Consider the following 23,401-nt stretch of genomic DNA (forward strand, 5'->3'; position numbering starts at 1 on the left):
GGGAGGGGCCGGGTCAGCAGGTGGCCACGCCCGGCAGCCAGTCGGGGCCCTTGATGTAGATGACGGTCATCCACGAGCCGTCGGTCAGCTTCGCCCAGGCGTCGTTGGTGTAGCCCTCGGCCGTCACCGTCTGGGCGTGGGCCTGGCAGACCACGTTGACCGTGGTCGGCTGCGCGAAGTAGTCGACCACGCCCGCGTTGACGTTGGGCTCGCTGTGGGTGCGCACGCCCGTGCCCCAGGTCTGGAACGCCTTGCTGCCGCCGGACGGCGGCGGGGTGCTGCTGCCGCCGCAGTCCGGGATGCCGGGCAGCCAGGCCGGGCCCTTGATGTAGATGTTGGTCATCCACGAGCCGTCGGCGAGCTTGGCCCAGGCGTCGTTGGTGTAGCCCTCGGCGGTCACGGTCTCCGCGTGCTGCTGGCACTGGACGGACACCTGGGTCGGTCCGGGGAAGGTGTCGACGACGCCGGAGCCCACGCTCGGCGACCGGTGCGTGCGCACGCTGGTTCCCCAGGTCTCGAAGACCGTGCCGCCGTTCGCGGGCGGCGGGACGGGCGTGCCGGAGCCGTTGATGCGGACCGCGCCCGCGTAGTCGCCGCCGGTGCGCACGGACGTGACCCTGATGTGGGTGCCCGACTCGTACGCCTCGACCATCTGGCCGCCGCCCAGGTACATGGCGACGTGGTGGATGTGGCCGCTGCCCCAGAACATCAGGTCGCCCGGCAGCAGCGGGGCGGTGCCCTGTCCGGCGGAGAACCGGGCGGTGGCCTGCGAGGTGTGGAACTGGTCGTCGGCCGTGCCGTTGAGCAGGTCCCTGCCGGTCGCCCGGTAGTAGGCGTACCGCATCAGGCCCGAGCAGTCGAAGCCCTTGCGCTCGCCGTCGTGGAGGCTGTCCGGGTCGGAGCCGTCGTAGTAGCCGTAGCTGGCGCCGGGCGTGGCCGCGTGGCCGCCGCCCCAGCTGTACCAGACGCCGATCTGCGAACAGGCCGCGTCGACGGCGGCCTGCGCGGTGGCCGAGGCGCCGGGTGCCAGGACACCGCAGCCGGCGTCCTGGGCGGCGTGGGCCGGGGCGGAGAAGAACGCGGTGAGCGCCAGGGCCGAGGCGCCCAGGATCGCGCCGCTGGTCCGGCGGCGCGTGCTGATGGTCTGCAAGGGACTCTTCCTTCGTCGAGGTGGCGTCAGCGGGATGCCGGTGACGCCGGCGGGAGACGCGGTGGGAGACGCGGATGGCACACCCCACCCCCGTGGAGGTGTGCCATCCGGGCTACGGGTGGAGGGCGGCACGCATCTTGGCGAGGCCGCGCAGACGGTTGCGCTGGACCGTGCCGCGATGGGCGCCGAGCCGCTCCCCGGCCGTGTCGTGGGTGAGTCCCTCCAGGTCCACGAGGATCACCGCGGCGGCCTCCTTCTCGGAGAGCATGCGCAGCAGTGCGAGCGCCGTGGCGGAGGCCTCGTAGGAGTCGAGTCCGCCGTCCCAGCCGGCTTCCGGCAGCTGGTCCGTGGTGCGCTCGCGACGGGAGGGGTGCTGCCAGGAGTCCCGCAGCAGGTTGAGGGCGACGGCGCAGGTGTACGCGTACGGGTGCTGCTGCCGTGTCAGGCTCTGTGAGCGGGCTCGCCGGGAGAGCCGCAGATAGGTCTCCTGGAGCAGGTCGTCGGCGTCGTACGGATTGCCCGTCAGTGCCAGCAGCCGCCTTCGCAGGCGTGGCATGTCGGCCGTGAAGGACGCGTCGAAGTCCCCGGCGCTCATCCGGTTGTCGGTCTCGCGCGGTGGTGGCGGACAGGTGGCGTGGCTGTGGTGCATTTCTTTCCCCCTTGCGGTGATCCCTTGCGGTGATCCCTGCGGTGTTCTCTCGCTGCGGTCCTCGTGCGCCGTCCCGCTCCGGTGGTCAGGCCGGAGGACGGGGCGGGTCGGCGGGGCCGTAGCGGGCGGCCGGTACGCGGCGCAGCAGGGCCCAGTACCGGTCGCCGTACGACCAGTGCCACCATTCCGTCGGGTAGTTGACGAACCCGGTCTCGGTGAGCACCCGGCCCAGCAGGGCCCGGTACTCGCGCGCCTCGGCGCCGATGCCGGGCGCGTCGGTGCGGCAGGCGCCCGCGCTCTCCTCCGGGGTGGCGTTGACCTCCGTGCCGAGCGGCAGTTCCCGGCCCGCGTGGTCGCACAGGGTCAGGTCGACCGCGCCGCCGCTGACGTGCGGGGCGACCTCCGGCGGCGAGATGTACGCGCTCGCCAGCTCACGGATCCGCTCGGGAGCCGCGTCCGGGTGGGCCCGTCGCATGGTCGCCGCGTACTGCTCGAAGTACCGGCGCTGGAGGCCGGGCGGCCGGTACCCCTCCACCACCAGCAACCGGATCCCCGCGGGCAGCATCCGCTGCGCCCGCACGAGCCGCTGCAGCGCACCGGCCCTCAGGTGGGCGTAGCTCCCGTCGTCGTCGGCCTGCCGGGGATCGAGGAGCAGCTGCCCCTCCTCCCGCAGATCGACGAGCGGTTCCCCGCACTCGTCGTGCGTCACCGCGGCAACCCTCGGGTCCGCGAGCGTGATGATGTCGGTCACGGGAAGAGCATCCCGGGGGCCTCTGCAATTGCTCTGCAGATCGCCTGCAAGCGCCGGACCGGGGGTTCTGCAACGCCCTGGCGCCACCCCGGACCGCCGAGGCCCGCACCCGCGCCACATCACGGCACTCCATCCGGCCTACGCCGACTCCCGCACCGAATCACGGCACACCCGGACCACCTACGCCCGCGCCCGCGCCACATCACGGCGCTCCATCCGGCCTACGCCGACTCCCGCACCGAATCACGGCACACCGGGACCACCGACGCCCCCTCCCTCCCCGCACCACGGCACGCCTGGACCACCGACCCCCGCACCCGCCCCGAATCGCGGCACACCCAAACCGCCGCTCCCACCACACCACGGCGCCCCGTCCCGCCTACGCCAGCGCCCGCGCCCGCGCCGAACCAGGGCACCCCGCCAACCGACCCCCGCACCCGCCCCGATCCGCGGCACACCCAAACCGCCGCCCCCGCCACACCACGGCACCCCGTCCCGCCAGCGCCAGCGCCCGCGCCCGCGCCCGCGCCAAACCAGGGCACCCCGGCCCACCGACCCCCGCACCCGCACCCGCACCACGGCACCCCCGGACCACCTACGCCCGCACCCGCCCCGATCCGCGGCACCCCCGTGCCACCCACCTACCCCCGCTCCCGCGCCTCCCGTGCCCCCGATTCCCGGAAGAAGCGCATCGCCTCGGTGCGGGCGCCCGAGGCCGCGTCCGTCTCGCCGGCGGCCTCCCACACCTCGGCCAGGTTCCACAGCGTCCGCGCCCGCCACAGCGGGAGCCGCAGCGCCTCCCAGAGCGACAGGGCCCGCTCCAGCGGGTCCCGTGCGCTCCCGGCGTCACCGGCGGCCAGCCGCCACTCCCCCAGCGTCCGCAGCACCAGCGCCTCGCCGAACCGGTCCTGCCGCTCGCGAGCCAGCTCCAGGCACCGTCCGAGGCGCTCGCGCGACGCGTCCAGGAGGCCGAGACGCAGCTCCACCTTGGCCAGCGACTGCTCCGTGTACATCACGCCGAACGAGTCGTGGAGGCCGGCGAAGATCCGCAGCACGTCCCGCAGCAGCAGCTCGGCCCGCGCGTACTCCCCTTCCGCCCGGTGGCACAGCGCCACCGCGCGCAGCACCAGCGCCTCGCCGTGCCGGTCGTCCTCCGCCCGGTACAGCTCCAGGGCCTGCCCGAAGGCCTCGCGGGCGGCGGGGTCGTCGCCCTGTTCCCGGTACACGTAGCCGAGGCCGTAGAGCACCCGCGCCCGGGCACCGCGGTCGTCGAGCCGCCCGTACCCCTCCAGGGCCCGGTTGAGCAGCTCCAACGCCTCGCCGTAGCTGGCCTGTTCACGCCGGGCGGTGGCCATGCCGAGCAGCGCCTGGGCGGCGCCCTGGACGTCGTCGTGGGCCTCGAACAGCCGCAGCGCGTCCCGGTAGTAGGCGTACGACTCCTCGAACTCGTCCTGCTCGTAGCGCAGTTGGCCGAGCCCGGTGAGGAGCCACGCCTCGCCCTCGCCGTCCCCGCTGCGCCGCACCGCCGCCATGGCCGCGGTGTGCGAGCGGGACCAGGCGTCGAACTGGTTGTACAGCGCGACCGAGCTCGCGATCAGCGCGCCGGCGAGGTCCCGGGCGGCGCGGTCCATGCCGTGGTCGGCGCAGTACTCCACCGCCGCCAGCAGACCGGCCTGTTCGGCGGCGAACCAGGCCGCGGGCCGCGTGAGCAGATCCTCCTCGGCCCGCGGATCTGCCGGGTCGAGGGGCCGTACGGCGGCCGGTTCGGGGAAGTACCGTGCCGCGCCGCCGGGGCCCCGCGCGGCGGCCTTCTCGGCCAGCCCCAGCCAGCACTCCACGAGGCGCCGCACGGCCGCCGCCCGCTCCTCGGCGCTCTCCTCCGACAGACAGCGCTCGCGGGCGTGTTCCCGGGCCAGGTCGTGGATGCGGTAGCGGCCGCGGCCGGTGGCGTCCACGCCGATCACATCGATGAAGTGGCAGTCCACGAGCCGCTCGACGGCCTCCTCGGCCTCCTCCGTGCCGATGTCCAGCAGGGGTGCGGCGATCCAGGCCGCGAAGTCGGGCAGGTCGAGCAGGGCCAGCCGGCGCAGGGCGCGCTGTTCCTGCGGGTCGAGGTCGGCGTAGCCGAGTTCGAGGCTGGTGCGCAACTCCAGGTCCCCGGCGCGCAGTTCGTTGAGCCGGAGCCGCTCGTCCCGCAGCCGGGCGGCGAGCCGGCCGGGCACCCAGTGCGGCCGGGCCGCGAGCCGTGCCCCGGCGATGCGCACGGCGAGCGGCAACCGCCCGCACAGGGAGACGATCTCGGCGGTCTGTTCCGGCTCGGCGCGCACCCGGTCCGCTCCGGCGACCCGGCGCAGGAGTTCCAGGGCCTCCTCCTCGTCCGGGACGGTCAGATCGAGGTGTGCCGCGCCCTCCAGCGCCACCAGCCTGCGCCGGCTCGTCACGAGCACGGCGGAGCCGGGACCGGGCGGCAGCAGCGGCCGTACGTGCGCCTCCCCGGCGGCGTTGTCGAGGATCAGCAGGATGCGGCGGTGCCCCGTGTAGGTGCGGTACAGCCCCGTCAGTTCCTCGACGGAGCTCGGCAGGGTCTCCGGTTCGGCGCCCATGGCGCGCAGCAGCCGGGCGAGGGCGTCGGCCGGTTGCAGGGGGGCGGTGTCGGCGGCCCGCAGGTCCACGAACAGGCGGCCGTCCGGGAAGAGTTCCGCGGTGCGATGGCCGACGTGGACGGCGAGCGCGGTCTTGCCGGTGCCGGAGCGCCCGGAGACGACGCCGATCGGCGGTGCGGTGCGGCCGGGCTCGTCGACGCGGCCCAGCAGCGCGACGGCCCAGTCGATCTGCTCCGACCGGCCGACGAAGTCGGCGATGTCCGGGGGGAGATGGGAGGGGGCGGGTCTCGGGGCCGGCGTGCCCGGTCCGCCGCCGACCGCCGCCGTACGGTCCGTGGTCCGCTGCCGGGTCTTCGCGGCGGCGGCGGATTCCCGGGACGAGGGGCCGGAGCCGGGGCCGGGCGGCGAGGGGTCGTGGGAGCGTGCGCCGGAACCGAGGAGTGACGGGCCGTGGGAGTGTGCGCCCGGGCCGAACGGCGAGGGATCGTGCGGGCGGGAGCCGGGGCCGAGCAGTGCGGGGTCGTTGGTGAGGACGGCCTTGTGCAGCGCCCGCAGTTCGGACCCGGCGTCGATGCCCAGCTCCTCACGCAGGACGTCGCGGCCCTCCTGGTAGGCGCGCAGGGCGTCGGAGACCCGTCCGGTGCGGAACAGGGCGGTCATCAGCTGGCCTCGCGGCCGTTCCCGGAGGGGGTGGGCGGCGACATGCGCGAGCAGGGGCGCGATGGCGCCGTCCGCGCGGCCGAGCTCCAGCTGGAGGCCGAAGGACTCCTCCTGGGCGACCAGCCGCAGTTCGGCCAGCCGGGCCGCCTCGATCCGGGCGAACGACTGGTTCAGCCCTTCGAGGGCCTCCTGCCCCCGCCACAGCCCCAGTGCCTCGGACAGCAGCTCGGCGGCCTCCTCGGCGCGGCCCCCGGCGGCCCGGGCCCGGCCGGAGCCGAGCAGTTCCTCGAAGCGGCGGGCGTCGACCTGGGAGGCGTCGAGATCGGCCACGTATCCCGGGGGCCGGGTGCGGATCACCTCCGCCTCGCCGACGCGGGCCAGGGCGCGGCGTACCGCGGAGACATGGGTGGCGACGAGGGCGCTGGCGGTGGCGGGCGCCTGCTCGTCCCAGACACAGTCCACGAGCCGTTCGGTGGAGAGCACCTCGCCGAGGTGGACGACGAGTGCGGACAGGACCGCCAGGGGTCTGACCCCGCCAAGCGGGGCCCGTCGGTTCCCTTCCCACACCTCCACCGGACCGAGAAGACGTACCTGGAGCATCGTTCCCCGATCGCCGTACCGCCCGCCCCGCGGATGCGTGTTCGACGATATCGACGGGCGGTGTCCGCGGACGACGTGAGCCGCGCCGTCCTGGCCGGATCCTGCCAGTCGGCCGCCGTGCGCGGGCCCGGCAGCGGGGCGTGACACCGGTACGAAGGGGCTGTTTTCCCGACTCCCTCTCCGGACGGCGGTTGACTGGATTTCGACGGTGCCCACAGCTGCCCCTCATCTGAGGGACGGCTGGTCGGGGGCGTTCGTATGAGCGCTCTCCGATTGTTTGTCGCAGAGCGCTCTCCGATACTTCTCGGCCGGAAGACCGGTCGCCGCACCTCGTGTCGCCCAGCCGCCCGCACTCCTTCGGCTGCCGGACATTTGAACGTCACACCGAGAGGGAACGTTTCCCTCGTCCCCTCTGCATCGCCTTGCCTCCGTCATGCCCCGTGTCCCGCACGGGGCATGACGCGAAAGGACGACGTGCGCCGTGTCCCTGCTTCCGCTCGAAGGTCCCCCGGGTCCGCTCCCCGCCGCCGCCCCGGCCCCGCTCCCGGTCAGCACCCCGGCCCCCGCTCCCGCCGGCTCCCGCCGCCCCCTGACCCGGCTCACCCGCCGCCTGGTCACCGTGCTCCCCCTGCTGCTCATCGGCATATGGGCGGCGCTGGACTGGCGTGCCCTGTACGACGGCACCGCGCGGTTGGCCTCGGCCGATCCCGGCTGGCTGCTCGTCGGGCTCTTCTACACCTGCCTGGGCTGGATCTCCGCCTCCGTCGTCCGCCAGGGCGCGCTGCCCGAGCGGCTGCCGTCGGGGCTCCTGGTGGCCTCGCAGTTCGCCGCGGGCGCCGCCAATCATGTGCTGCCGGCGAGCCTCGGCGCCCACGCCGTCACCCTGCGCTTCCTCCAGGGGCAGGGCATCCCGCTGGCCCGCGCCACCGCCTCGCTCGCCCTGTACGCGCTGGTCAGGCCGATCGCCAAGACGCTCGTCCTGATCGGCTTCCTGGTCGCCCTGCCGGGTCTGCTGCGGCTCGGTGATCTCGTCCCGGACCGGCGCATGCTGTTCCTGCCACTGGTGGCCGCGGGACTCGGACTCGGCGCCGCGCTCCTGCTGTTGACCCTGGTCCGCCCGCTGCGCCGCCCGGCGGTCACGTTCGTGCGCACCGCCCTGACCGACGCCCGCCGTCTGCACACCATGCCCAGCCGGATCCTCGCCCTGTGGGGCGGCGCGGCCGCCGCGCCACTGCTCCAGGCGAGCGTGATCCACGCGGTCGGCGCCTCGCTCGGGGTGACGCTGTCCTGGGCGCAGGTCGCGTTCGCGTACCTCGCCGCGAGCAGCGCGGTCGGGTCCGTGCCGGCGCCCGGCGGCATCGGCCCGGTGGACGCGGCCATGGTCTTCACCCTCGCCGTCTACGGCGTCCCCTTGAGCGTCGGCACCGCGACCCTGATCGGCTACCGCGTCCTGACGGTGTGGCTGCCCCTGTTGCCCGGGGTGCTCTGCATGTCGGCCCTCGTCCACCGAAAGGCGCTGTGAACACCTGGCGACATCCACCCTCTCAGATGCATGGCCGCCGCCCTGCTGCTGGCGCTCGGCCTCTCGGCCCCCGCCTCGGCCGAACCCCGGCAGTCCGTGCCGGAGGTACGGACGACGCCCCAGAGGATGACCGTCGGACCCGGCCGGCTCCCCGTCCCCGACCTCGCTCGCGCCCACGCCGAAGTTGCTGACGCCCGCCGCGAGTTCCTCCCCCATCCAGCTCTCCACCAAGCTGATCTCCGAGAACCAAGGGATCGCCGTGGAGGACCTGTCAGTGGCGGGACTGGCCCGCACCAGGCTGGCCAAGTCCGTGCACGACGCCGGATGGTCATCCTTCCTCGGCATGCTGGCGTACAAAGCGGAACGGTACGGCCGCACCCTGGTCAGGATCGGCCGGTTCACACCAACGCCGCACTCAACATCAAACAGGCCGCCGGACTGGCGGTATCAGCCTGCGGAGCGCCGGTAAGACCAGGACCCGTTCTTGCACAGCGCGCAGAAACGAAGTGGAACTGCCCCGGCGCCGGCGGGACGAGCGGGAGTCCGGCTCGGGTGGCGGTGCGGCCGGGACCGCGCAGGCCCGTCTGCTGAACACCGTCCGGAAGGACTTCTCCGCCACGCACACGGGCCCAACTGAGGGAGGTGCAACACACCCAGGGGCGCCGGGAACTGCGCGACCAGCCCCCACCGACCGCAAGTTCCCCGCGATACCCCAACCCCTCGAAAGAACCTACGTAGCAGTACGCCGAACCCGCCCCGCGTACCGCTTCTCCAACTCCAGGTTGCCCTCGAACCCACCAGGCACATTGGCCGACACGTAAACCGGCGGCCGCTCCCCGGACGCGAGCAGCAGACCCGACGCCTCCGCCACGGCCATCTGCACCAGCATCACCCCGGTCAACGTGGACAGCGCCCCCACCGCCCCACCCCCCGGCAACGACAACAACGCGTCCCCGACCGGAGCCGCGTTGTCCAGCACCACGTCCGCCAGGTCCACGAGCTTCTTGCCGCTCTCGTGCCCCGCGGGCACCGCCGCCGTGTGCGTGCGGGAGGTGATGGCGAGGATCTTGTGCCCCTGCTGCTTGGCGTGCAGCGCCATCTCCACGATGACGTTGTTGACGCCGGAGTTGGAGATGATGACGAACAGATCCCGGGCGCGCGGCGCGGCCAGGTCGTAGAGGCGGACGGCCACCCCCGGCTCCCGCTCGAGCAGCGGGTCGTCGAGGACGCTCGGGTCGTCACCGCCGTAGAGGACGAGGTCGGAGATCTGGAGCCGGTTCGTGGGCACGAGCCCGCCGGCGCGGCCCGCGACCTCCAGGACCATCGCCTGGGAGTGGCCGGTTCCGAAAGCCTGGATCACGCCGTCGGCGCGGATGCAGTCGGCGATCAGCTCGGCGGCGCGGCGCACGTCCTCGCGGGCGGACTCGACGACATGACGGAGGACGTCCAGACTCTGTTCGGCGAAGCCCTGGGCGCTGACTGACTCGACGGACACGCGACACTCCCCACTGATGGATTGAACCACCATACAATCAGCCATCGATGAATCAATAAACCATACCGCGGTCCTGGTATTCAATCAGTGGCCCTAAGGGTGGCTGATACCTTCTTTCCATGCCTCCGACCGACGTCACCACACTGATCCGCACCGAACTGCCCCGGCTGGCCGGTTCACTGCGGAAGGTCGGCGAGCTGATCCTGGAGGATCCGGCCGCCGTCACCCACTGCTCGGCCGCCGAACTGGGCCGCCGCACCGGAACCTCGCAGGCCACGGTGACCCGGTTCTGCCGCGCCATCGGGCTCGAGTCCTACCAGCACCTGCTGATCGAGCTGGCCCAGGAGCGCGGTCGCGGCGAGGTCTCCGACTGGGGCTCGGCCGAGATCGGTCCGGACATCTCCCCGGACGACAGCCTGGAGCGGGTCGTCCAGGTGGTCGGCAGCGCGGACCTGCGGGCGATCCAGCAGACGATCGAGCGCATCGACCTCGACTCGCTGGAGCGAGCGGCCCAGGCGCTGGCCAAGGCCCGCCGCATCGACGTGTACGGCGTCGGGGGCAGCGGCGCGGTCGCCCAGGAGACCGAGACCCGGCTGTTCCGCATCGGCTGCCAGGTCCGCGGCTGGACCGAGGTGCACGGCGCGGCCACCTCCGCGGCCCTGCTCACCCCGGCCGACGTGGCCATAGGGATCTCCCACTCGGGCGCCACCCGCGAGACCCTCGAACCCTTCGAGATGGCCAAGGAGCGGGGCGCGACCACCATCGCCATCACCACCGACCCGCGCTCCCCGCTGGCCAAGGCCGCCGACATCCGGCTCATCTCCGCGACCTCCGAGACCAGTTTCCGCACCGGCAGCATCGGCGGCCGGCACTCCGTCCTGATGATCGTCGACTGCCTCTACGTCCGGGTCGGCCAGGTCGCCTACCAGCGGGCCAGCGCCTCCCTCGCCCTCACCGACCACATCACCCCGCAGCATGCGGTAAAGGCACGCCGGACGCGTTGACCGTGTCCGACGGCACGGTGACCGTGTCCGATCTTGCATGGATGAACCACCGAGATAACACAAGGATGGTTGTTTGAATCATCCTCCCGGTGCCAGGATGGGGCTCCCCCGAGTCATCTCGTAGGAGCCCCATGCGCGTCACCTCTGTTGAGTCGACCGAGCTGTTCGTCGGTACACCCGAGCAACCGCTCCAGGTGGTGTCGGCCGGGATCGAGCACCTCCCGGGCCGCTCGGTCCACGTGCGGGTCGAGGGGCACGGCACCGGGGAGACCGTCGTCACCGTCGGCGAGGACGGCACCGTCCGCGCCGAGATACCCGTGACCGGCGCCGGCGGACCGATCACGGTCACCGCGGCCGACGGGGACGAGACGGCGAGCGGCACCGGCGAGTTCACGGTCGCCGAGCCCGGCTGGACCATGTTCATGGTCAGCCACTTCCACTACGACCCGGTCTGGTGGAACACCCAGGGCGCCTACACCGAGACCTGGGACGTCGCCGACGACCCGGCCACGACCGGTCTGCCCGCCCGCACCTTCGACTCGCGCGGCCAGTCCGGGATGAGCCTGGTCCGGGCGCACTCCGACCTGGCCCGGCGCGACCCGGCGTACACCTTCGTGCTGGCGGAGGTGGACTACCTCAAACCGTACTGGAACGCCTTCCCGGAGGAGCGCGGCTTCCTGCGCGAGCTGATCCGCACCGGCCGCGTCGAGATCATGGGCGGCACCTACAACGAGCCGAACACCAACCTCACCGGCGCCGAGGCGACCGTACGCAACGCCCTGTACGGCGACGGGTACCAGCGGGCGATCCTCGGGGCGTCCCCGGAGACCGCCTGGCAGCTGGACGCGTTCGGGCACGACCCGCAGTTCCCGGGGCTGATGGCGGACGCGGGGGTCACGTCGAGCTCCTGGGCGCGCGGGCCGTACCACCAGTGGGGGCCAACCCTCTCCGTCTTCGGGGAGGAGCCGCGCGACCCGCAGCGGATGCAGTTCCCGGCCGAGTTCGACTGGATCGCCCCCTCGGGGCGCGGGATCCTCACCGCGTACATGGTCAACCACTACGGCGCCGGCTGGCGGATCGACAACGCTCCGACGCTGCCCCAGGCGGAGGCGGAGGCGTTCAAGCTGTTCCGGGGCCTCAAGAAGGTCGCGCTCACCCGCAACGTGCTGCTCCCGGTCGGCGGGGACTACGCGCCGCCGTGCCGCTGGGTGATGGACATCCACCGGGACTGGAACGCCCGTTACGTCTGGCCCCGGTTCGTCTCCGGCATCCCCCGGGACTTCTTCGCCGCGGTACGCGCGGAGTTGGACGCCGAGGGGCGTAAGGCCTCGCCGCAGACGCGGGACATGAACCCGGTCTACACCGGCAAGGACGTCTCCTACATCGACACCAAGCAGGCCCAGCGGTACGGAGAGACCCTGCTCGCCGACGCGGAGGCCTGGGCGACGCTCGCCTCCCTCGTCACCGGGCACCCCTATCCGGACGCGGCCCTCGACAAGGCGTGGCGGCAGCTCGTCTACGGCGCCCACCACGACGCCATCACCGGCTCCGAGTCGGACCAGGTGTACATCGATCTCCTCACGGGCTGGCGGGAGTTGGCCGACCTCGCCGAGACCGTGCACGCCGACGCGACGAAGGCGCTGGCCGACCGGGTCGAGCCGGGCAGCGGTCCCGACCTGGTGGTCTTCAACTCGGCCACCTGGGAACGACAGGACGTGCTGAGCGTCGACGACCCGGGGCTGGTACCGGTCGGCGACGACTTCCAGCCGCTGCCCGCGGTACGCGAGCAGGACGGCACGCTCCGGGTCGTCGTCCCTCACGTGCCCGGCATGGGCCTCAAGGCGCTGCCCCTGGCGGCCGGTTCGCTCCCCGGGTGGACCTCCGGCGCGGGCACGACCATCCGCAACGAGTTCTACGAGGTGACGGTCGACCCCGCGCGCGGCGGCGCCGTGAGCAGCCTGCGGTCCGTCACCGGGGAGGGCCGCGAGCTGCTGCCCGCCGGTGACATCGGCAACGAGCTGGTCGTCCAGGAGGAGTTCCCGAGGCACCCCCGCTTCGGCGAGGGCCCGTGGCACCTCACCCCGACCGGCACGACCGCCGCCCGCAGCCGGGACGTCACCGCGGACATCGACGTCGAGCACTCCCCTGCCGGGTCCCGCGTCACCGTCCGCGCCGACCTCGGACTCTTCACGTACACACAGAAGCTGACCCTCTGGACCGGCGTCGACCGGCTCGACGTCTCCACGACGCTCGACGGCTACGACGGCGAGGACCGCCTGATCCGGGTCCGCTGGCCCTCGGACGTACGGGGCGGACTGCCCGTGCACGAGGTCGCCGACGCGGTGATCGGGCGGGGGTTCGGGTTCGTGGAGGTGAACAGCGAGGAGTTCCCGTGGACTTTGGACAACCCGGCCAACACCTGGTTCGGGCTGGGGTCCACGGCACGGGTGGCCCTGCGCGACGACTCCGGCGCGCTGCTGGGCCAACGGGCCTTCGGCGTAGCCGAGTTGGTGTACGCCGACTGGGACGAGGCGGGTGAGCTGGGCGCCCCGCTCGCGGCCGCCCTGGTCCGCGCGGGCGTCACCGCGACCTCGACCGTGGCGGGCGGACCCCGCTACGGCGACCTCGAAGTCGACTCCAACCTTCCCGACATCCGGATCGCCGTGGGCGGCCCCGACCGCAACTCCCTGGTCGCCGAGGCGCTCGCCATGGACCCGGCCGCCGGCCGCGAGCTGCGCCGCCAGATCGCCCACCAGGGCGTGGTGGCCGTCTGGGTCGCTCCGCGCGCCTCCTTGCGCGAGGAGTGGGTGCCCGGCGCCGACCTGCGCGACCTGGAGCGGCTGCCGTTGCTGGTGATCGCCGGCGCCGACCCCGCGGGGGACGCCAAGGCCGTCGACGCGCTGATCGCGGACCTGGAGGACTTCACCGTCACCGCCACGGCGGCGGGCGGTGGCGAGGCGCTCCCGCCCGGTGACGCCTGGGACGGGCGCGGGTTCGCCGTCCTGAACCGGGGCACGCCCGGCTGTGTGGTCACCACCTCCGGCGACCTCTACATGTCCCTGATGCGTTCCTGCACCGGCTGGCCGTCCGGCATCTGGGTCGACCCGCCCCGCCGTACGACCCCCGACGGCTCGGGCTTCCAGCTCCAGCGCTGGTCGCACACCTTCGAGTACGCGGTCGTCGCGGGCGAGGGCGACTGGCGGGACCTCCGACTGCCCGCGCGGGGCCATGAGTTCAACCATCCCCTCACGGCCCGCGTGCGCGGCGAGGGCGAGTCCGCGCTCCTGCCCCGCAGCGCCTCCCTGCTGGAGGTGGAACCGGCCCGCGAGGTACTCCTCGACGCCCTCAAGCCGCTGGGCTCCCCGCTGGCCAGGGGCAGCGCGGCGCCCGTGGATCCGGGGCGCGGGGTCGTCGTCCGCGTGCACGAGGTCAACGGTCGGCCGGTGCGGGCGCGGGTGCGCGGGCCGGTCGCCTGGACCGAGGGCGCCCGGGCGGACGTACTGGAAAGGCCCGGGGAGTCCCTGCTCCCGGACGAGGACGGAGCGCTGGAGGCGGGGCTCACCGGTTTCGAGGTGGCCACCGTCGTGGCCACGCCCCCGCAGGCGCCGGAACCGGGGACCGACTCCGGGATCGCCGCCCACGAGCCCGCCCAGCCCGTCCACACCCGCTACTGGCTGCACAACTCCGGGCCCGCCCCGCGCGGCAACATGCCGGTCTCCGTCTACCTCTCCCCGACCGCGCTCACCGCAACCGGCCCCGTCACCGCGACCGTGCGGATCGGCTCCGAGCTCACGGACACGTCGGCGAACGGCACGGTGGTCCTCGACGTGCCGCCCGGCTGGACCGCCGAGCCCCCCGAACTGCCGTACGCGCTCGGGCCCGGCGGCTTCTCGCTGGCCGAGGTGACGGTGACACCGCCACCGGGCGCCGAGCCCGGCCGGCACTGGCTCACGGCCCGGCTGTCGTACGGCGGCCAGACGTACGAGGACGTCGTGGGCCTCGACGTACCAGGCGGACCGCCCCCGGGGCAGGGCCTGGTGTGCGACCTGGCCGCCGACCGGGTCACCGTGCGCAGGGGTGAGCGGGCTCAGGTTCCGGTGAGCCTGCGCAACTCCACCCGGGGCCCGGTCGGCGGTCAGCTGTGGGCGGTGTCGTCCTGGGGCACCTGGCAGGGCGTGGCGCCCTGCCTCCAGGGCTTCACCGTCCCCGGCGGGGAGCAGCGGGAGTCGGTGATCGAGGTGGACGGCTCGCTGATCCCCCCGGGCACGTACTGGCTGCTGGCCAAGGCGGCGTGGAACGGCCAGGTGGCGTACACGAGAGCGATCCCCCTGGAGGTGACCCCGTGACAACGGAACACGCGGCACTGATAGACGGCGAACCACTACCGAGGGAACGGGTGGACTCCTTCCTGGTAGTGCCCCACAGGGGCGCGGGGAACTGCGCGACCAGCCACGACGGCCCCGCACCCGCCCGACTGCCGATCGAGGCGCCCTCTGTCGCGAGACAACGCCGCCGCTGGGCCACACAAGTAATCGTCACCGATGAACTCGCCCGAAGGGCCTGTGCCGACCGGGGCCTGAAAGTACCGGAAGAGGTGTCACCCGCCTCCGTCCTGGCCGTCGCCGAGACAGACGTGGCAGACCTCGGCAGCATCGTCGCGGCGGCGCTGGCCCACTCCCCCGCGGTCCGCACCCTCCTCGCCGCCCTGGAAGCCGAACAGACCGTCCCCGAGAACGCCGTACGGGACTACTACGACCGCAACCGGGACCGCTTCCTGACCCCGGACGCCCTCAGGCGGGGCGTCGATCCCTTCGACAAGGCGGCGCCCGGCGACACGCTGCCGTACGACGAGGTCCGCGACCACATCACCCGCGAGCTCCGCACGGCAGCCGGCCGCCAGGCGTTTTTCGGTTGGCTGGACCAGGCGCGCGGCGGTGTGACGTACTCCCACGGGCACGAACACCCCGGCGACCCGTCCCACCCGGACCACGAACACCGTCACTGATCTCGTACGGAACCTAAACGCAACACGGGAAACCATTGACCTCCGATGAATTCTGGTCCACCTTTTCATCAATCGGAGTCGGAGTTGGTTCATTGAACCAGCCGTGGAGGGCATCACATGCACGCAAAGAGACTGACCCGCACCCTGACCTGTATCGCCGTTCTGTCGCTCGCGGCCACCGGCTGCGGCCTCGGCGGCGGCTCCGACAGCGGTGACGCCACCGCCGGCGCCTGCAAGGTCGACAAGGGAAACATCGGGTCGGGGAAGCTGACCGGGGACGTCAAGGGCACGATCACCTTCCAGACCACCAATCTGAAGAAAGACTTCGGCGGCTTCTTCAACGGAGTGATCGCGGACTTCCAGAAGGCCCATCCCGGCACCAAGGTCAAGTGGATCGACGACCCCGGTGACAACACCTTCACGAGCCGGACCGTCGCCGACGCCCAGGCCTGCACGATGGCCGACGTCATCAACGTCAACGCGCCCACGGCGACCGCCCTCACCAAGGCCGGCTACCTGCTCGACATCGGCACCAAGGACCCGGCCGCCGCCAAGCCCTTCGTCCCGTCCTTCTGGAAGACCGCCACCTTCGCGAACGCCTCGGGCACGGCGATCCACACCACGCTGCCCTGGTACACCGGCGGTGTCCTGCTGACGTACAACAAGGACCTGCTGGAGAAGGCCGGTGTCGACCCGGCGAAGCCGCCGACGAGCATCTTCGGGCTCTTCGCCGACTACGAGAAGGTCGCCAAGGCCGCCGACGGCAAGTACTTCGCGACGATGGCCAACCCGATCTGGCGCATCCCCGCCGACTTCGACCAGATGGGCATCAAGGTCCTCTCCGGCGACGGCAAGTCCGCCGTGTTCGGCGACGACCCGCGCACCACCCAGTGGGTCGCGTGGATGGCGAAGCTGTACAAGGAGGGCGCGATGCCGAAGGACTCGCTGTCCTCCAGCAACGACCCCTCCACCCTCTACAGCCAGGGCAAGGTGGCCTACGGCTCGACGAACCCGAGCTTCGTGCGGTTCGTGAAGCAGAACAGCCCGTCGGTGTACGACAAGACGGCCGTCGGCCAGCAGCCCTACGACGCCCTCGGCGTCGCCTCCGCCGGCGCCCCGCAGTACATCTCGGTCGCCGCGACCAGCAAGCACGCCCCCGCGGCGCTGTCGTTCGCGGAGTTCCTCACCAACGCCGAGAACCAGACGGCCTGGTGCAAGGACCCGGCCGTGGTGATCTTCCCGACCACCACCGAGTCGCTGAGCGACCCGTTCTTCCAGAACGTCACCGGCAGCGACCCGTTCTCCCAGGCCCGCAAGCTCGTCGCCGACCAGCTCAAGACGGCCTCCACCAACCAGACCAACCTCTCCCCGGCCGTGCAGAACGCCATCGTGTCCCAGGTGCAGCTGGCCATGCAGGGCAAGAAGAGCCCGGCGGACGCCGTCAAGGACGCCCAGGAGAAGGCGAACGAGCTGCTGAAGCAGGGCAGCTGACGGTGACGGCGCAGATCACGCAGCCGGTGTCCGGCACGGAGTCCCCGAGCTCCGCGCCGGGCCCGGCCCCGGCCCCGTCCCGCCTCCGCCGACTCGCCAGGGCCGTGCTGCCGGGTCCCGCTCCCGGGGCCAACGGAGCGGCCATGTACCGCCGTTGGTGGCTGCCGTGGCTGTGGACCGCCCCGGCGATCGGGTGCGCGGTGGTCTTCGGGGTGTTCCCGTTCCTCAACACGCTCCTGCTGTCGTTCACCAACGCCAAGCCGCTGGGCGGCACCGCGGGGTTCGTCGGACTCGACAACTACACGCGGATGCTCCAGGACGACGACTTCTGGCTCGCCACCCGCAACAGCGTCCTGTACGCCGTGATCGTGGTGCCGCTGATGGTGCTGCTGCCGCTGATGCTGGCCGTCCTGGTGGAGCGGAACCTGCCCGGCATCGGCTTCTTCCGCTCCGCCTTCTACACCCCGGTGCTCGCCTCCAGCGTGGTCGTGGGCCTGAGCTGGCAGTGGCTGCTCGCGGACGACGGGTTGGTCAACACCTGGCTGCAGAAAGCCCACTTGATCAAGTCGGCGATCCCGTTCCTCTCCGACTCGTGGCTGATCCTGCTCTCCGCGATGGGCCTGACCCTGTGGAAGGGCCTCGGCTGGTACACGGTCTTCTACCTGGCCGCCCTCGGGAACGTGCCCAGGGAACTGCACGAGGCCGCGCAGATGGACGGCGCCGGTGCCGTGCGCCGCTTCTGGCACATCACGGTTCCCGGCGTACGGACGGCGATGATGCTCGTCGGCACCCTCACCGGCATCGGCTCGCTCAGGGTGTTCACCGAGATCTACATGCTCGGCAGCTCCACCGGCGGTCCCGGCGGCGCCGACCGCACCCTGCCGTTCTACATCCGGGACGTCGGCCTGGACCCGATCACCGGCAACGCGGGATACGGCTCGGCCGTCAGCGTGGCCCTGTTCGCGCTGACGCTGGGGCTGACCCTGCTGGCGCAGCGTCTGACCAAGGAGGACGAGTCATGACGACGAGTGTCGTCGAGACCAAGGGCCGTCGCCTGATGCCGCGTTGGCGGGACTACGGCCGTCCGCGCGAGCTGGTCGTCCGCTATCTGCTCCTCCTCCTGGTGCTCGGCCTCACCGTGGGCCCGCTGCTGTGGCAGCTGCTGGCCTCCCTGAAGGGCACGAGCGAGGATGTCTTCGGCGCGGACGCCACCCTGCTGCCGCACCACCCGACGCTGCGCGCCTACCGGACGGTCTTCGACCAGGTGCCGGTGTGGTCGTACATCAGGAACAGCCTGATCGTGGTCGCCCTGTCGATCACCAGCCAGCTGGTCTTCTCCACGACGGCCGGCTACATGCTCTCCAAGCCCGCCTGGAAGGGCCGCAAGGCGGTCTGGGTGGTGCTGGTCGCCTCGATGATGTTCCCCTTCGAGTCGATCATGGTCTCGCTGTTCATCAGCATCCGCGACCTGGGCCTGGTCGACAGCCTGGCGGGCGTGTGGCTGCCCGGGTTCGTCGGCGCCATCAACGTCCTCCTCATGCGCGGCGCCTTCCTCGCGGTCCCACGCGAGATCGAGGACTCGGCGATGCTCGACGGAGCGAACGAGTGGCAGCGCTTCCGGTACCTGTATCTGCCGTCCGCGTGGGGCGCGATCATGGTGGTCGTCATCAACACGTTCATCAGCGCCTGGGACGACTTCCTGTGGCCGCTGATCGTGCTGCGCTCCGAGAGCAACATGACGCTGACACTGGGGCTTTCCCGCCTGCAGAGCTCGTCGTTCGGCTACGACCAGCGGATGGTCATGGCCGGTTCGGTGATCTCGGTGGTCCCCGTGCTGGTGCTGTTCGTGATCACCCAGCGCTGGTTCTACAAGGGCGTGTCGTCCGGGGCCGTCAAGCTGTGACCCTTCGCGGTGAGCGCCTCCCGGGCTGACGCGGCGACCCGGATCTCGACGGTGCCGGTGACGCCGTCCAGGGGCAGGGTCACCGTACGGCGCTCGCCCGGCGCCAGGCCGACGCCCTCGAACGCGCACAGTTCGAGGGTGCGCGGCCAGGTGCGCGTGATCAGGCGGCGCAGATACACCTGGACGACCGAACGCCCGTACCGGCGACCGGTGTTGGTGACGTCGACCTCGACCGTGCGTCCCGTCGGTCGCGGCTCGCCGTACGCGAAGCTCGTGTACGACAGTCCGTGCCCGAAGGAGTACCGCGGCTCGGCGCTCTCGTCGACGTAGCCGCCGTACTCGGTGTCCTTGTGGTTGTAGTAGACGGGGAGTTGGGCCGCCGAGCGGGGCACGGAGACGGGCAGACGGCCCACCGGTTCCGTGAGCCCGAGCAGCACCTCGGCGATCGCCTCGCCGCCCCAGGGGCCGGGATACCAGGCGGAGAGCAGGGCGGGCGCGGTGTCCGGCACGAGGTGCGGGCGCCCCTGGACCAGCACGACCGCGGTCGGCGTACCCGTCGCCACCACGGCGTCCAGCAGTGCGTACTGGGCGCCGCCCAGCCGCAGTCCGGCGAGGTCGACGCCCTCGCCGCAGGTCATCTCGGAGACCGCCGTGCGCGCGGCCCCGTTGGCGTCGAACTCGGTGCCGGGAGTACGGGCGCTGCTGCCGCCCAGCACCAGCACGGCGAGGTCGGACGCGGCGGCCTGGGCGATCGCCGCCGGCATGCCGGAGAGGTCGTCACCGGTGAGGGAACAGCCCGGGGCGTGGCGGATGTCGAGGCCGGCCGGGGCGAGCCTGCGCAGGGCGTCGAGGACGCTGCTGCCGGTGCCGGGGCGCTGCGGGGCCGTGTAGTCGCCCGACTGGTGGGCGGTGGTGGCTGCCTGGGGTCCGAGCACGGCGATCCGTGAGACGTTCGCGCCGACGGGGAGCACTCCGTCGTTGCGCAGCAGGGTGACGGCGGCCCGTGCAATCTGCTTGCTGAGTTCCGCGCCGCCGGCCGGCCGGGAGGCCGTCGTGTGCTGCCGCTCGAACAGGCCCAGCCGGAACTTGAGGCGCAGGACCCGGGCGACGGCGGCGTCGAGGACGGTCTCCTTGACGAGCCCTCGCTCGACCGCCTCCTCCAGGTGCGTGAAGCCCTCGTCCCAAAGGCTCAGATCCACCCCGGAGTCGAGGGCGAGAGCGCCCGCCGAGGTCGTGTCGCCGGTGATCCGGGCCAGCCGGTCGACGGCGAGGCCGTCCGCCATGACGAGCCCGTCGAAGCCCCACTCCTCGCGGAGCAGCCCGGTGAGCAGGGCGCGGTTGCCGGAGCAGGGCATGCCGTCGACCTCGTTGTACGCGGCCATGACGGCGGCGGCACCCGCGCGGACACCGGCCCGGGCGGCGGGGAGGTGGATCTCGTGCAGCTCACGCCAACCCAGCTCCGACTCCGCGGAGTTGCGGCCGCCGACGGTTGCTCCCTGCCCGGCGAAGTGCTTGAGGACGACGGGGGCCTTGTCGGCGGCGAAGAGGCCGTCCGGAGAAGCACCCTGCATTCCCCGGACCAACGCCTGCGTCAGCCGGCCCGCGAGGTGAGGGTCCTCGCCGAAGCACTCCTCGGTGCGGCCCCAGCGCGGGTCGCGGACGATGTCCAGGGCGGAGACGAGGGCCACGTGGCCGCCGCGCGCACGGAGTTCGGCGGCGGCGTGGGCGGCGGCGCGCTCGTACAGCTCGGGGTCCCAGGTGGCACCGATCGCCAGGTTGACCGGGAGGACCGTGCCGTCGAGGGCCATGAGGCCGTGCGGGACCTCCTCGACGAACAGCGCCGGGATGCCGAGCCGACTCCGGCCCACGACGTGCCGCTGCACCAGGTCGGCGAGGGCGGCCCCGTCCTCCGCGCCGGGTCCGTTCCCGTGATCCACGCCGGACCAGGCGTCGGCGCGCTGGAGGCCGTACAGGGCGCCCAGGCCCTCGAAGCGGTCGGTCTCGGCATGCAGGGCCTCGGTGAGCTCGAAGCCGCCGTCGGGGGTGCGGCGGTAGGCGTCCCAGCCGTACATCCGCTGGTTGAGCTGGCCGACCTTCTCGCGCAGGGTCATCCGGGAGAGGAGGTCGCGGACGCGGGCGTCGACCGGGGCGGTGGGGTCGCGGTACACGGCGTCGCTCATGACCGGTGCGCCAGGCGTGCGAGGGCGACCGCGCCGGGGCAGCCGTCGGCCACCCAGTCCAGGCTCAGGCCGTGCGCGCGGAGCCGTTCGGCCAGCGGGTCGGTGAGCGGGCCCTCGGGGCCCAGGAGCCCGCCCGTGGCGACGATCCGCTCCCCGGGCTGCGGTTCCAGCGCCCGTACGGCCTCCAGCAGGTGGTCCGCCGCCTCGCCCAGGATGGTCTCGGCGACGGCGTCCTTCTCGGCGGCCGCCTCGGCGACCAGCGGGGCGAAGCGGGCCAGCCGGATCGGCGGATCGGCCATGACGGCGGGCAGCAGATGGCGGCGGAAGTCCTCACGCCGGGCGCGTTCCCAGCCGGGGACGCCGGTGGGGTGGGGGGCGGTACCGCTCGGGGAGACGGCGCCGCCACGGTCGTAGGAAGGGATTCCGCCCTTCGGGAGGACGTCGACCGGCAGGCCCAGGGTGCGGCCGACCCAGCCGGCGAGGACCGTCGGACGGCCGCGGCCGTCGGCCATGCGCAGGGCGGCGCGGACCGCGCTGCGGCCGATCCAGAAGCCGCTGCCCTCGTCGCCGAGGAGCCAGCCGTCGCCGTCCACGGTGGTCGTGGCGTGCCGGCCGGTGATGCGCATGGCGACCGCGCCGGTGCCCGCGACCAGGGCGAGGCCCTCGGAGGGGGTGCCGGGGGCGGCCGCGAAGGCGGCCTCGATGTCGCTGCAGACGCCGACCCGGCCGGTCGGGACGCCCAGGCGGCGCAGGGCCTCGGTGAGGGCGGTGCGGGCCCTGCCGGTGCCGGGGTCGTCCCCGGAGGCCGCCGTGGCGCCCGCGAAACCGCCGGTCACGGCCACGACGCGGGCACGCGCCGCCTCCGGCACCACCTGGGCGAGCGCCTCGGTGAGGTGGTCGGTGAGCTGGGGGACGTGGACGGTCATGGCGTTGCCCGGCCCGCCGGTGCTCTCGCCCAGCACGCGACCGTCGTCGGCGGCGGCGAGGACCGCGCGGGTGCGGGTGCCGCCGGCGTCGAGGCCGATGACCAGGGCGCCGGAGTCGCGCACGTCGTGGTTCAAATAATTACCCATCGATGACTATGGTGATTGATACATTCGCGCAGGACAAGAGCTGAACCTGAGCCGGACCGAGGTCGGACCTGGCCGAACCCGAGGAGGATCCCATTCCCACGCTCCGCTTCGGCGTCAACTACACGCCCCGCCACGGCTGGTTCCACGCCTGGCACGACTTCGATCCGGCCCGCACCCGCGAGGACCTGGCCCAGATAGCCGGGCTCGGGCTCGACCACGTCCGCGTCTTCCACCTGTGGCCGCTGCTCCAGCCCAACCGCACGCTGATCCGCTCCGCCGCCGTGGACCAGCTGGCGCGGCTGGTCGACCTAGCCGCAGAGGCGGGCCTCGACGTGCTGGTGGACGGCGTGCAGGGCCATCTGTCGAGCTTCGACTTCTACCCGGAGTGGACCCGCAGCTGGCACCACCGCAACGTCTTCACCGACCCGGACGCCATCACCGCCCAGGCGGACCTCCTCCGCACCCTCGGCCGCGCCCTCGCCGGCCGCCCGAACCTCATCGGCCTCCAGCTGGGCAACGAGCTCAACAACCTGATCGAGCACAACCCGGCGACGGCGGCGGAGGTCGACCACTACCTGGACACGCTGCTGGCGGCCGCCCGAGCGGGCCTCGGCGCCGACGGCGGCCTGGTCACGCACTCCGCGTACGACGCCGCCTGGTACGGCGACGACCACCCCTTCACCCCGGAGGCCTCGGCCCGCAAGGGCGATGTCACCACGGTCCACCCGTGGGTCTTCTCCGGCGGCTGCGCGAGCCTGTACGGCCCCCGTTCCCCCCAGGTCCTGCACCTCGCCGAGTACGGCACGGAACTGGCCAAGGCCTACGCCGAGGACCCGGCCCGCCCGGTCTGGATCCAGGAGACGGGCGCCCCGGAACCCCACATCCCGGCCGCCGACGCCCCGCACTTCGCCCGCGAGACGATCCTGAACGCCTCGGGGTGCGCGGACCTGTGGGGCGTGACGTGGTGGTGCTCCCACGACGTGGACCGGTCACTGGCGGACTTCCCGGAACTGGAGTACACGCTCGGGCTGTTCGACGCGGCGGGCAGGCCCAAGCCCATCGCGCGGGCGGTGGCGGCGACGATCGCCGAACTGCGGGCGGGACCGTCGTCGGTCGAGCCGCGCGACACGGCCCTGGTCCTGGACTGCACACCGTCCACGCGCTCGGTGTCGGGGCCGGGCGGGGCGTACTTCGACGAGTGGATGCGCTCGCGTCAGCAGGGGGTGCGTCCTGCGGTGGTCCTGGCGGAGCGGGCGGAGGACGAGAGCTACTTGGCGGCCAGGGGGATCAAGGAGCTCGTTCGAGTTCCGTAGCA

At 72.6% G+C, this 23,401-nt stretch carries 15 protein-coding genes and 1 pseudogene; 9 read left to right on the forward strand and 7 right to left on the reverse strand.

Translation table 11 applies throughout. The features are described 5' to 3' along the window. Nucleotides 1–13: 13 nt before the first annotated feature. The 4 genes from H293_RS0133060 to H293_RS0133075 all read right to left on the reverse strand — a co-directional run bounded on the left by H293_RS0133060 (nucleotide 14) and on the right by H293_RS0133075 (nucleotide 6,413). The gene (locus H293_RS0133060) at nucleotides 14–1,150 is read right to left on the reverse strand and encodes a C40 family peptidase (protein ID WP_020122106.1); all 1,137 of its coding nucleotides are present in this window, start codon (nucleotides 1,148–1,150) and stop codon (nucleotides 14–16) included. Between the two features lie 112 nt (nucleotides 1,151–1,262). Further along, a complete protein-coding gene (locus H293_RS0133065) occupies nucleotides 1,263–1,799 on the reverse strand; it encodes an RNA polymerase sigma factor (RefSeq protein WP_020122107.1) in 537 nt (178 codons plus the stop codon). An 85-nt stretch (nucleotides 1,800–1,884) separates the two neighbouring features. Then, nucleotides 1,885–2,550, reverse strand: a complete 666-nt coding sequence (locus H293_RS0133070) for a M15 family metallopeptidase (RefSeq protein WP_020122108.1) — start codon at nucleotides 2,548–2,550, stop codon at nucleotides 1,885–1,887. Nucleotides 2,551–3,191: 641 nt separating this feature from the next. After that, the gene (locus H293_RS0133075; RefSeq protein ID WP_020122109.1) at nucleotides 3,192–6,413 is read right to left on the reverse strand and encodes an AfsR/SARP family transcriptional regulator; all 3,222 of its coding nucleotides are present in this window, start codon (nucleotides 6,411–6,413) and stop codon (nucleotides 3,192–3,194) included. A gap of 481 nt (nucleotides 6,414–6,894) precedes the next feature. On the opposite strand from H293_RS0133075, the gene H293_RS0133080 reads away from it, so the two are divergent. Both H293_RS0133080 and H293_RS60505 read left to right on the forward strand, forming a co-directional pair. Next, complete coding sequence (locus tag H293_RS0133080; protein WP_020122110.1) at nucleotides 6,895–7,935, forward strand: lysylphosphatidylglycerol synthase transmembrane domain-containing protein; 1,041 nt, start codon at nucleotides 6,895–6,897, stop codon at nucleotides 7,933–7,935. A gap of 162 nt (nucleotides 7,936–8,097) precedes the next feature. Continuing rightward, nucleotides 8,098–8,526, forward strand: a pseudogene (locus tag H293_RS60505) (RNA-guided endonuclease TnpB family protein); the annotation flags it as partial. Nucleotides 8,527–8,665: 139 nt separating this feature from the next. Here H293_RS60505 and H293_RS0133090 read toward each other — a convergent pair. Beyond that, nucleotides 8,666–9,430 (reverse strand): sugar isomerase domain-containing protein, encoded by a 765-nt coding sequence (locus H293_RS0133090; RefSeq protein ID WP_020122111.1) that lies wholly within the window; start codon nucleotides 9,428–9,430, stop codon nucleotides 8,666–8,668. Between the two features lie 119 nt (nucleotides 9,431–9,549). On the opposite strand from H293_RS0133090, the gene H293_RS0133095 reads away from it, so the two are divergent. The 6 genes from H293_RS0133095 (at nucleotide 9,550) to H293_RS0133120 (ending at nucleotide 18,833) form a co-directional block, all read left to right on the forward strand. Further along, a complete protein-coding gene (locus H293_RS0133095; RefSeq protein ID WP_020122112.1) occupies nucleotides 9,550–10,434 on the forward strand; it encodes a MurR/RpiR family transcriptional regulator in 885 nt (294 codons plus the stop codon). Nucleotides 10,435–10,565: 131 nt separating this feature from the next. After that, nucleotides 10,566–14,780, forward strand: a complete 4,215-nt coding sequence (locus H293_RS0133100; protein ID WP_020122113.1) for a glycoside hydrolase family 38 N-terminal domain-containing protein — start codon at nucleotides 10,566–10,568, stop codon at nucleotides 14,778–14,780. Further along, nucleotides 14,777–15,439, forward strand: coding sequence for a hypothetical protein (locus tag H293_RS59320; protein ID WP_028808412.1), 663 nt, complete (start codon nucleotides 14,777–14,779; stop codon nucleotides 15,437–15,439). Before H293_RS0133100 ends, H293_RS59320 begins: the two co-directional genes overlap by 4 nt. Before the next feature lie 117 nt (nucleotides 15,440–15,556). Next, nucleotides 15,557–16,930, forward strand: coding sequence for an extracellular solute-binding protein (locus tag H293_RS0133110; RefSeq protein WP_020122115.1), 1,374 nt, complete (start codon nucleotides 15,557–15,559; stop codon nucleotides 16,928–16,930). A gap of 2 nt (nucleotides 16,931–16,932) precedes the next feature. After that, a complete protein-coding gene (locus H293_RS0133115) occupies nucleotides 16,933–17,952 on the forward strand; it encodes a carbohydrate ABC transporter permease (RefSeq protein ID WP_020122116.1) in 1,020 nt (339 codons plus the stop codon). Then, nucleotides 17,949–18,833: a carbohydrate ABC transporter permease gene (locus tag H293_RS0133120; protein ID WP_020122117.1), complete on the forward strand. Its 885-nt coding sequence runs from the start codon at nucleotides 17,949–17,951 to the stop codon at nucleotides 18,831–18,833. The genes H293_RS0133115 and H293_RS0133120 overlap by 4 nt, the downstream gene beginning before the upstream one ends. Here the strand turns inward: H293_RS0133120 and H293_RS0133125 are convergent. Together H293_RS0133125 and H293_RS0133130 are read right to left on the reverse strand one after the other, a co-directional pair. Then, nucleotides 18,797–21,013, reverse strand: coding sequence for a glycoside hydrolase family 3 N-terminal domain-containing protein (locus H293_RS0133125; RefSeq protein ID WP_028808413.1), 2,217 nt, complete (start codon nucleotides 21,011–21,013; stop codon nucleotides 18,797–18,799). The genes H293_RS0133120 and H293_RS0133125 overlap by 37 nt on opposite strands. After that, nucleotides 21,010–22,086 (reverse strand): N-acetylglucosamine kinase, encoded by a 1,077-nt coding sequence (locus H293_RS0133130; protein ID WP_051138195.1) that lies wholly within the window; start codon nucleotides 22,084–22,086, stop codon nucleotides 21,010–21,012. The genes H293_RS0133125 and H293_RS0133130 overlap by 4 nt, the downstream gene beginning before the upstream one ends. Nucleotides 22,087–22,154: 68 nt before the next feature. Here H293_RS0133130 and H293_RS0133135 point away from each other — a divergent pair, with 68 nt between their 5' ends. Next, nucleotides 22,155–23,399 carry a glycoside hydrolase 5 family protein gene (locus H293_RS0133135; RefSeq protein WP_078612745.1) on the forward strand — a complete coding sequence of 415 codons (1,245 nt, stop codon included), beginning with the start codon at nucleotides 22,155–22,157 and terminating at the stop codon, nucleotides 23,397–23,399. Nucleotides 23,400–23,401: the final 2 nt, after the last annotated feature.

This window comes from Streptomyces canus 299MFChir4.1 (genome assembly GCF_000383615.1).
Taxonomy (GTDB): Bacteria; Actinomycetota; Actinomycetes; order Streptomycetales; family Streptomycetaceae; genus Streptomyces; species Streptomyces canus_C.

Coding starts and splice junctions, on each gene's coding strand:
- H293_RS0133065 (WP_020122107.1), bottom strand. CDS start 1,799: ATGCACCACAGCCACGCCACCTGTCCGCCACCACCGCGCGAGACCGAC.
- H293_RS0133075 (WP_020122109.1), bottom strand. CDS start 6,413: ATGCTCCAGGTACGTCTTCTCGGTCCGGTGGAGGTGTGGGAAGGGAAC.
- H293_RS0133095 (WP_020122112.1), top strand. CDS start 9,550: ATGCCTCCGACCGACGTCACCACACTGATCCGCACCGAACTGCCCCGG.
- H293_RS0133100 (WP_020122113.1), top strand. CDS start 10,566: ATGCGCGTCACCTCTGTTGAGTCGACCGAGCTGTTCGTCGGTACACCC.
- H293_RS0133110 (WP_020122115.1), top strand. CDS start 15,557: ATGCACGCAAAGAGACTGACCCGCACCCTGACCTGTATCGCCGTTCTG.
- H293_RS0133120 (WP_020122117.1), top strand. CDS start 17,949: ATGACGACGAGTGTCGTCGAGACCAAGGGCCGTCGCCTGATGCCGCGT.
- H293_RS0133125 (WP_028808413.1), bottom strand. CDS start 21,013: ATGAGCGACGCCGTGTACCGCGACCCCACCGCCCCGGTCGACGCCCGC.
- H293_RS0133130 (WP_051138195.1), bottom strand. CDS start 22,086: ATGGGTAATTATTTGAACCACGACGTGCGCGACTCCGGCGCCCTGGTC.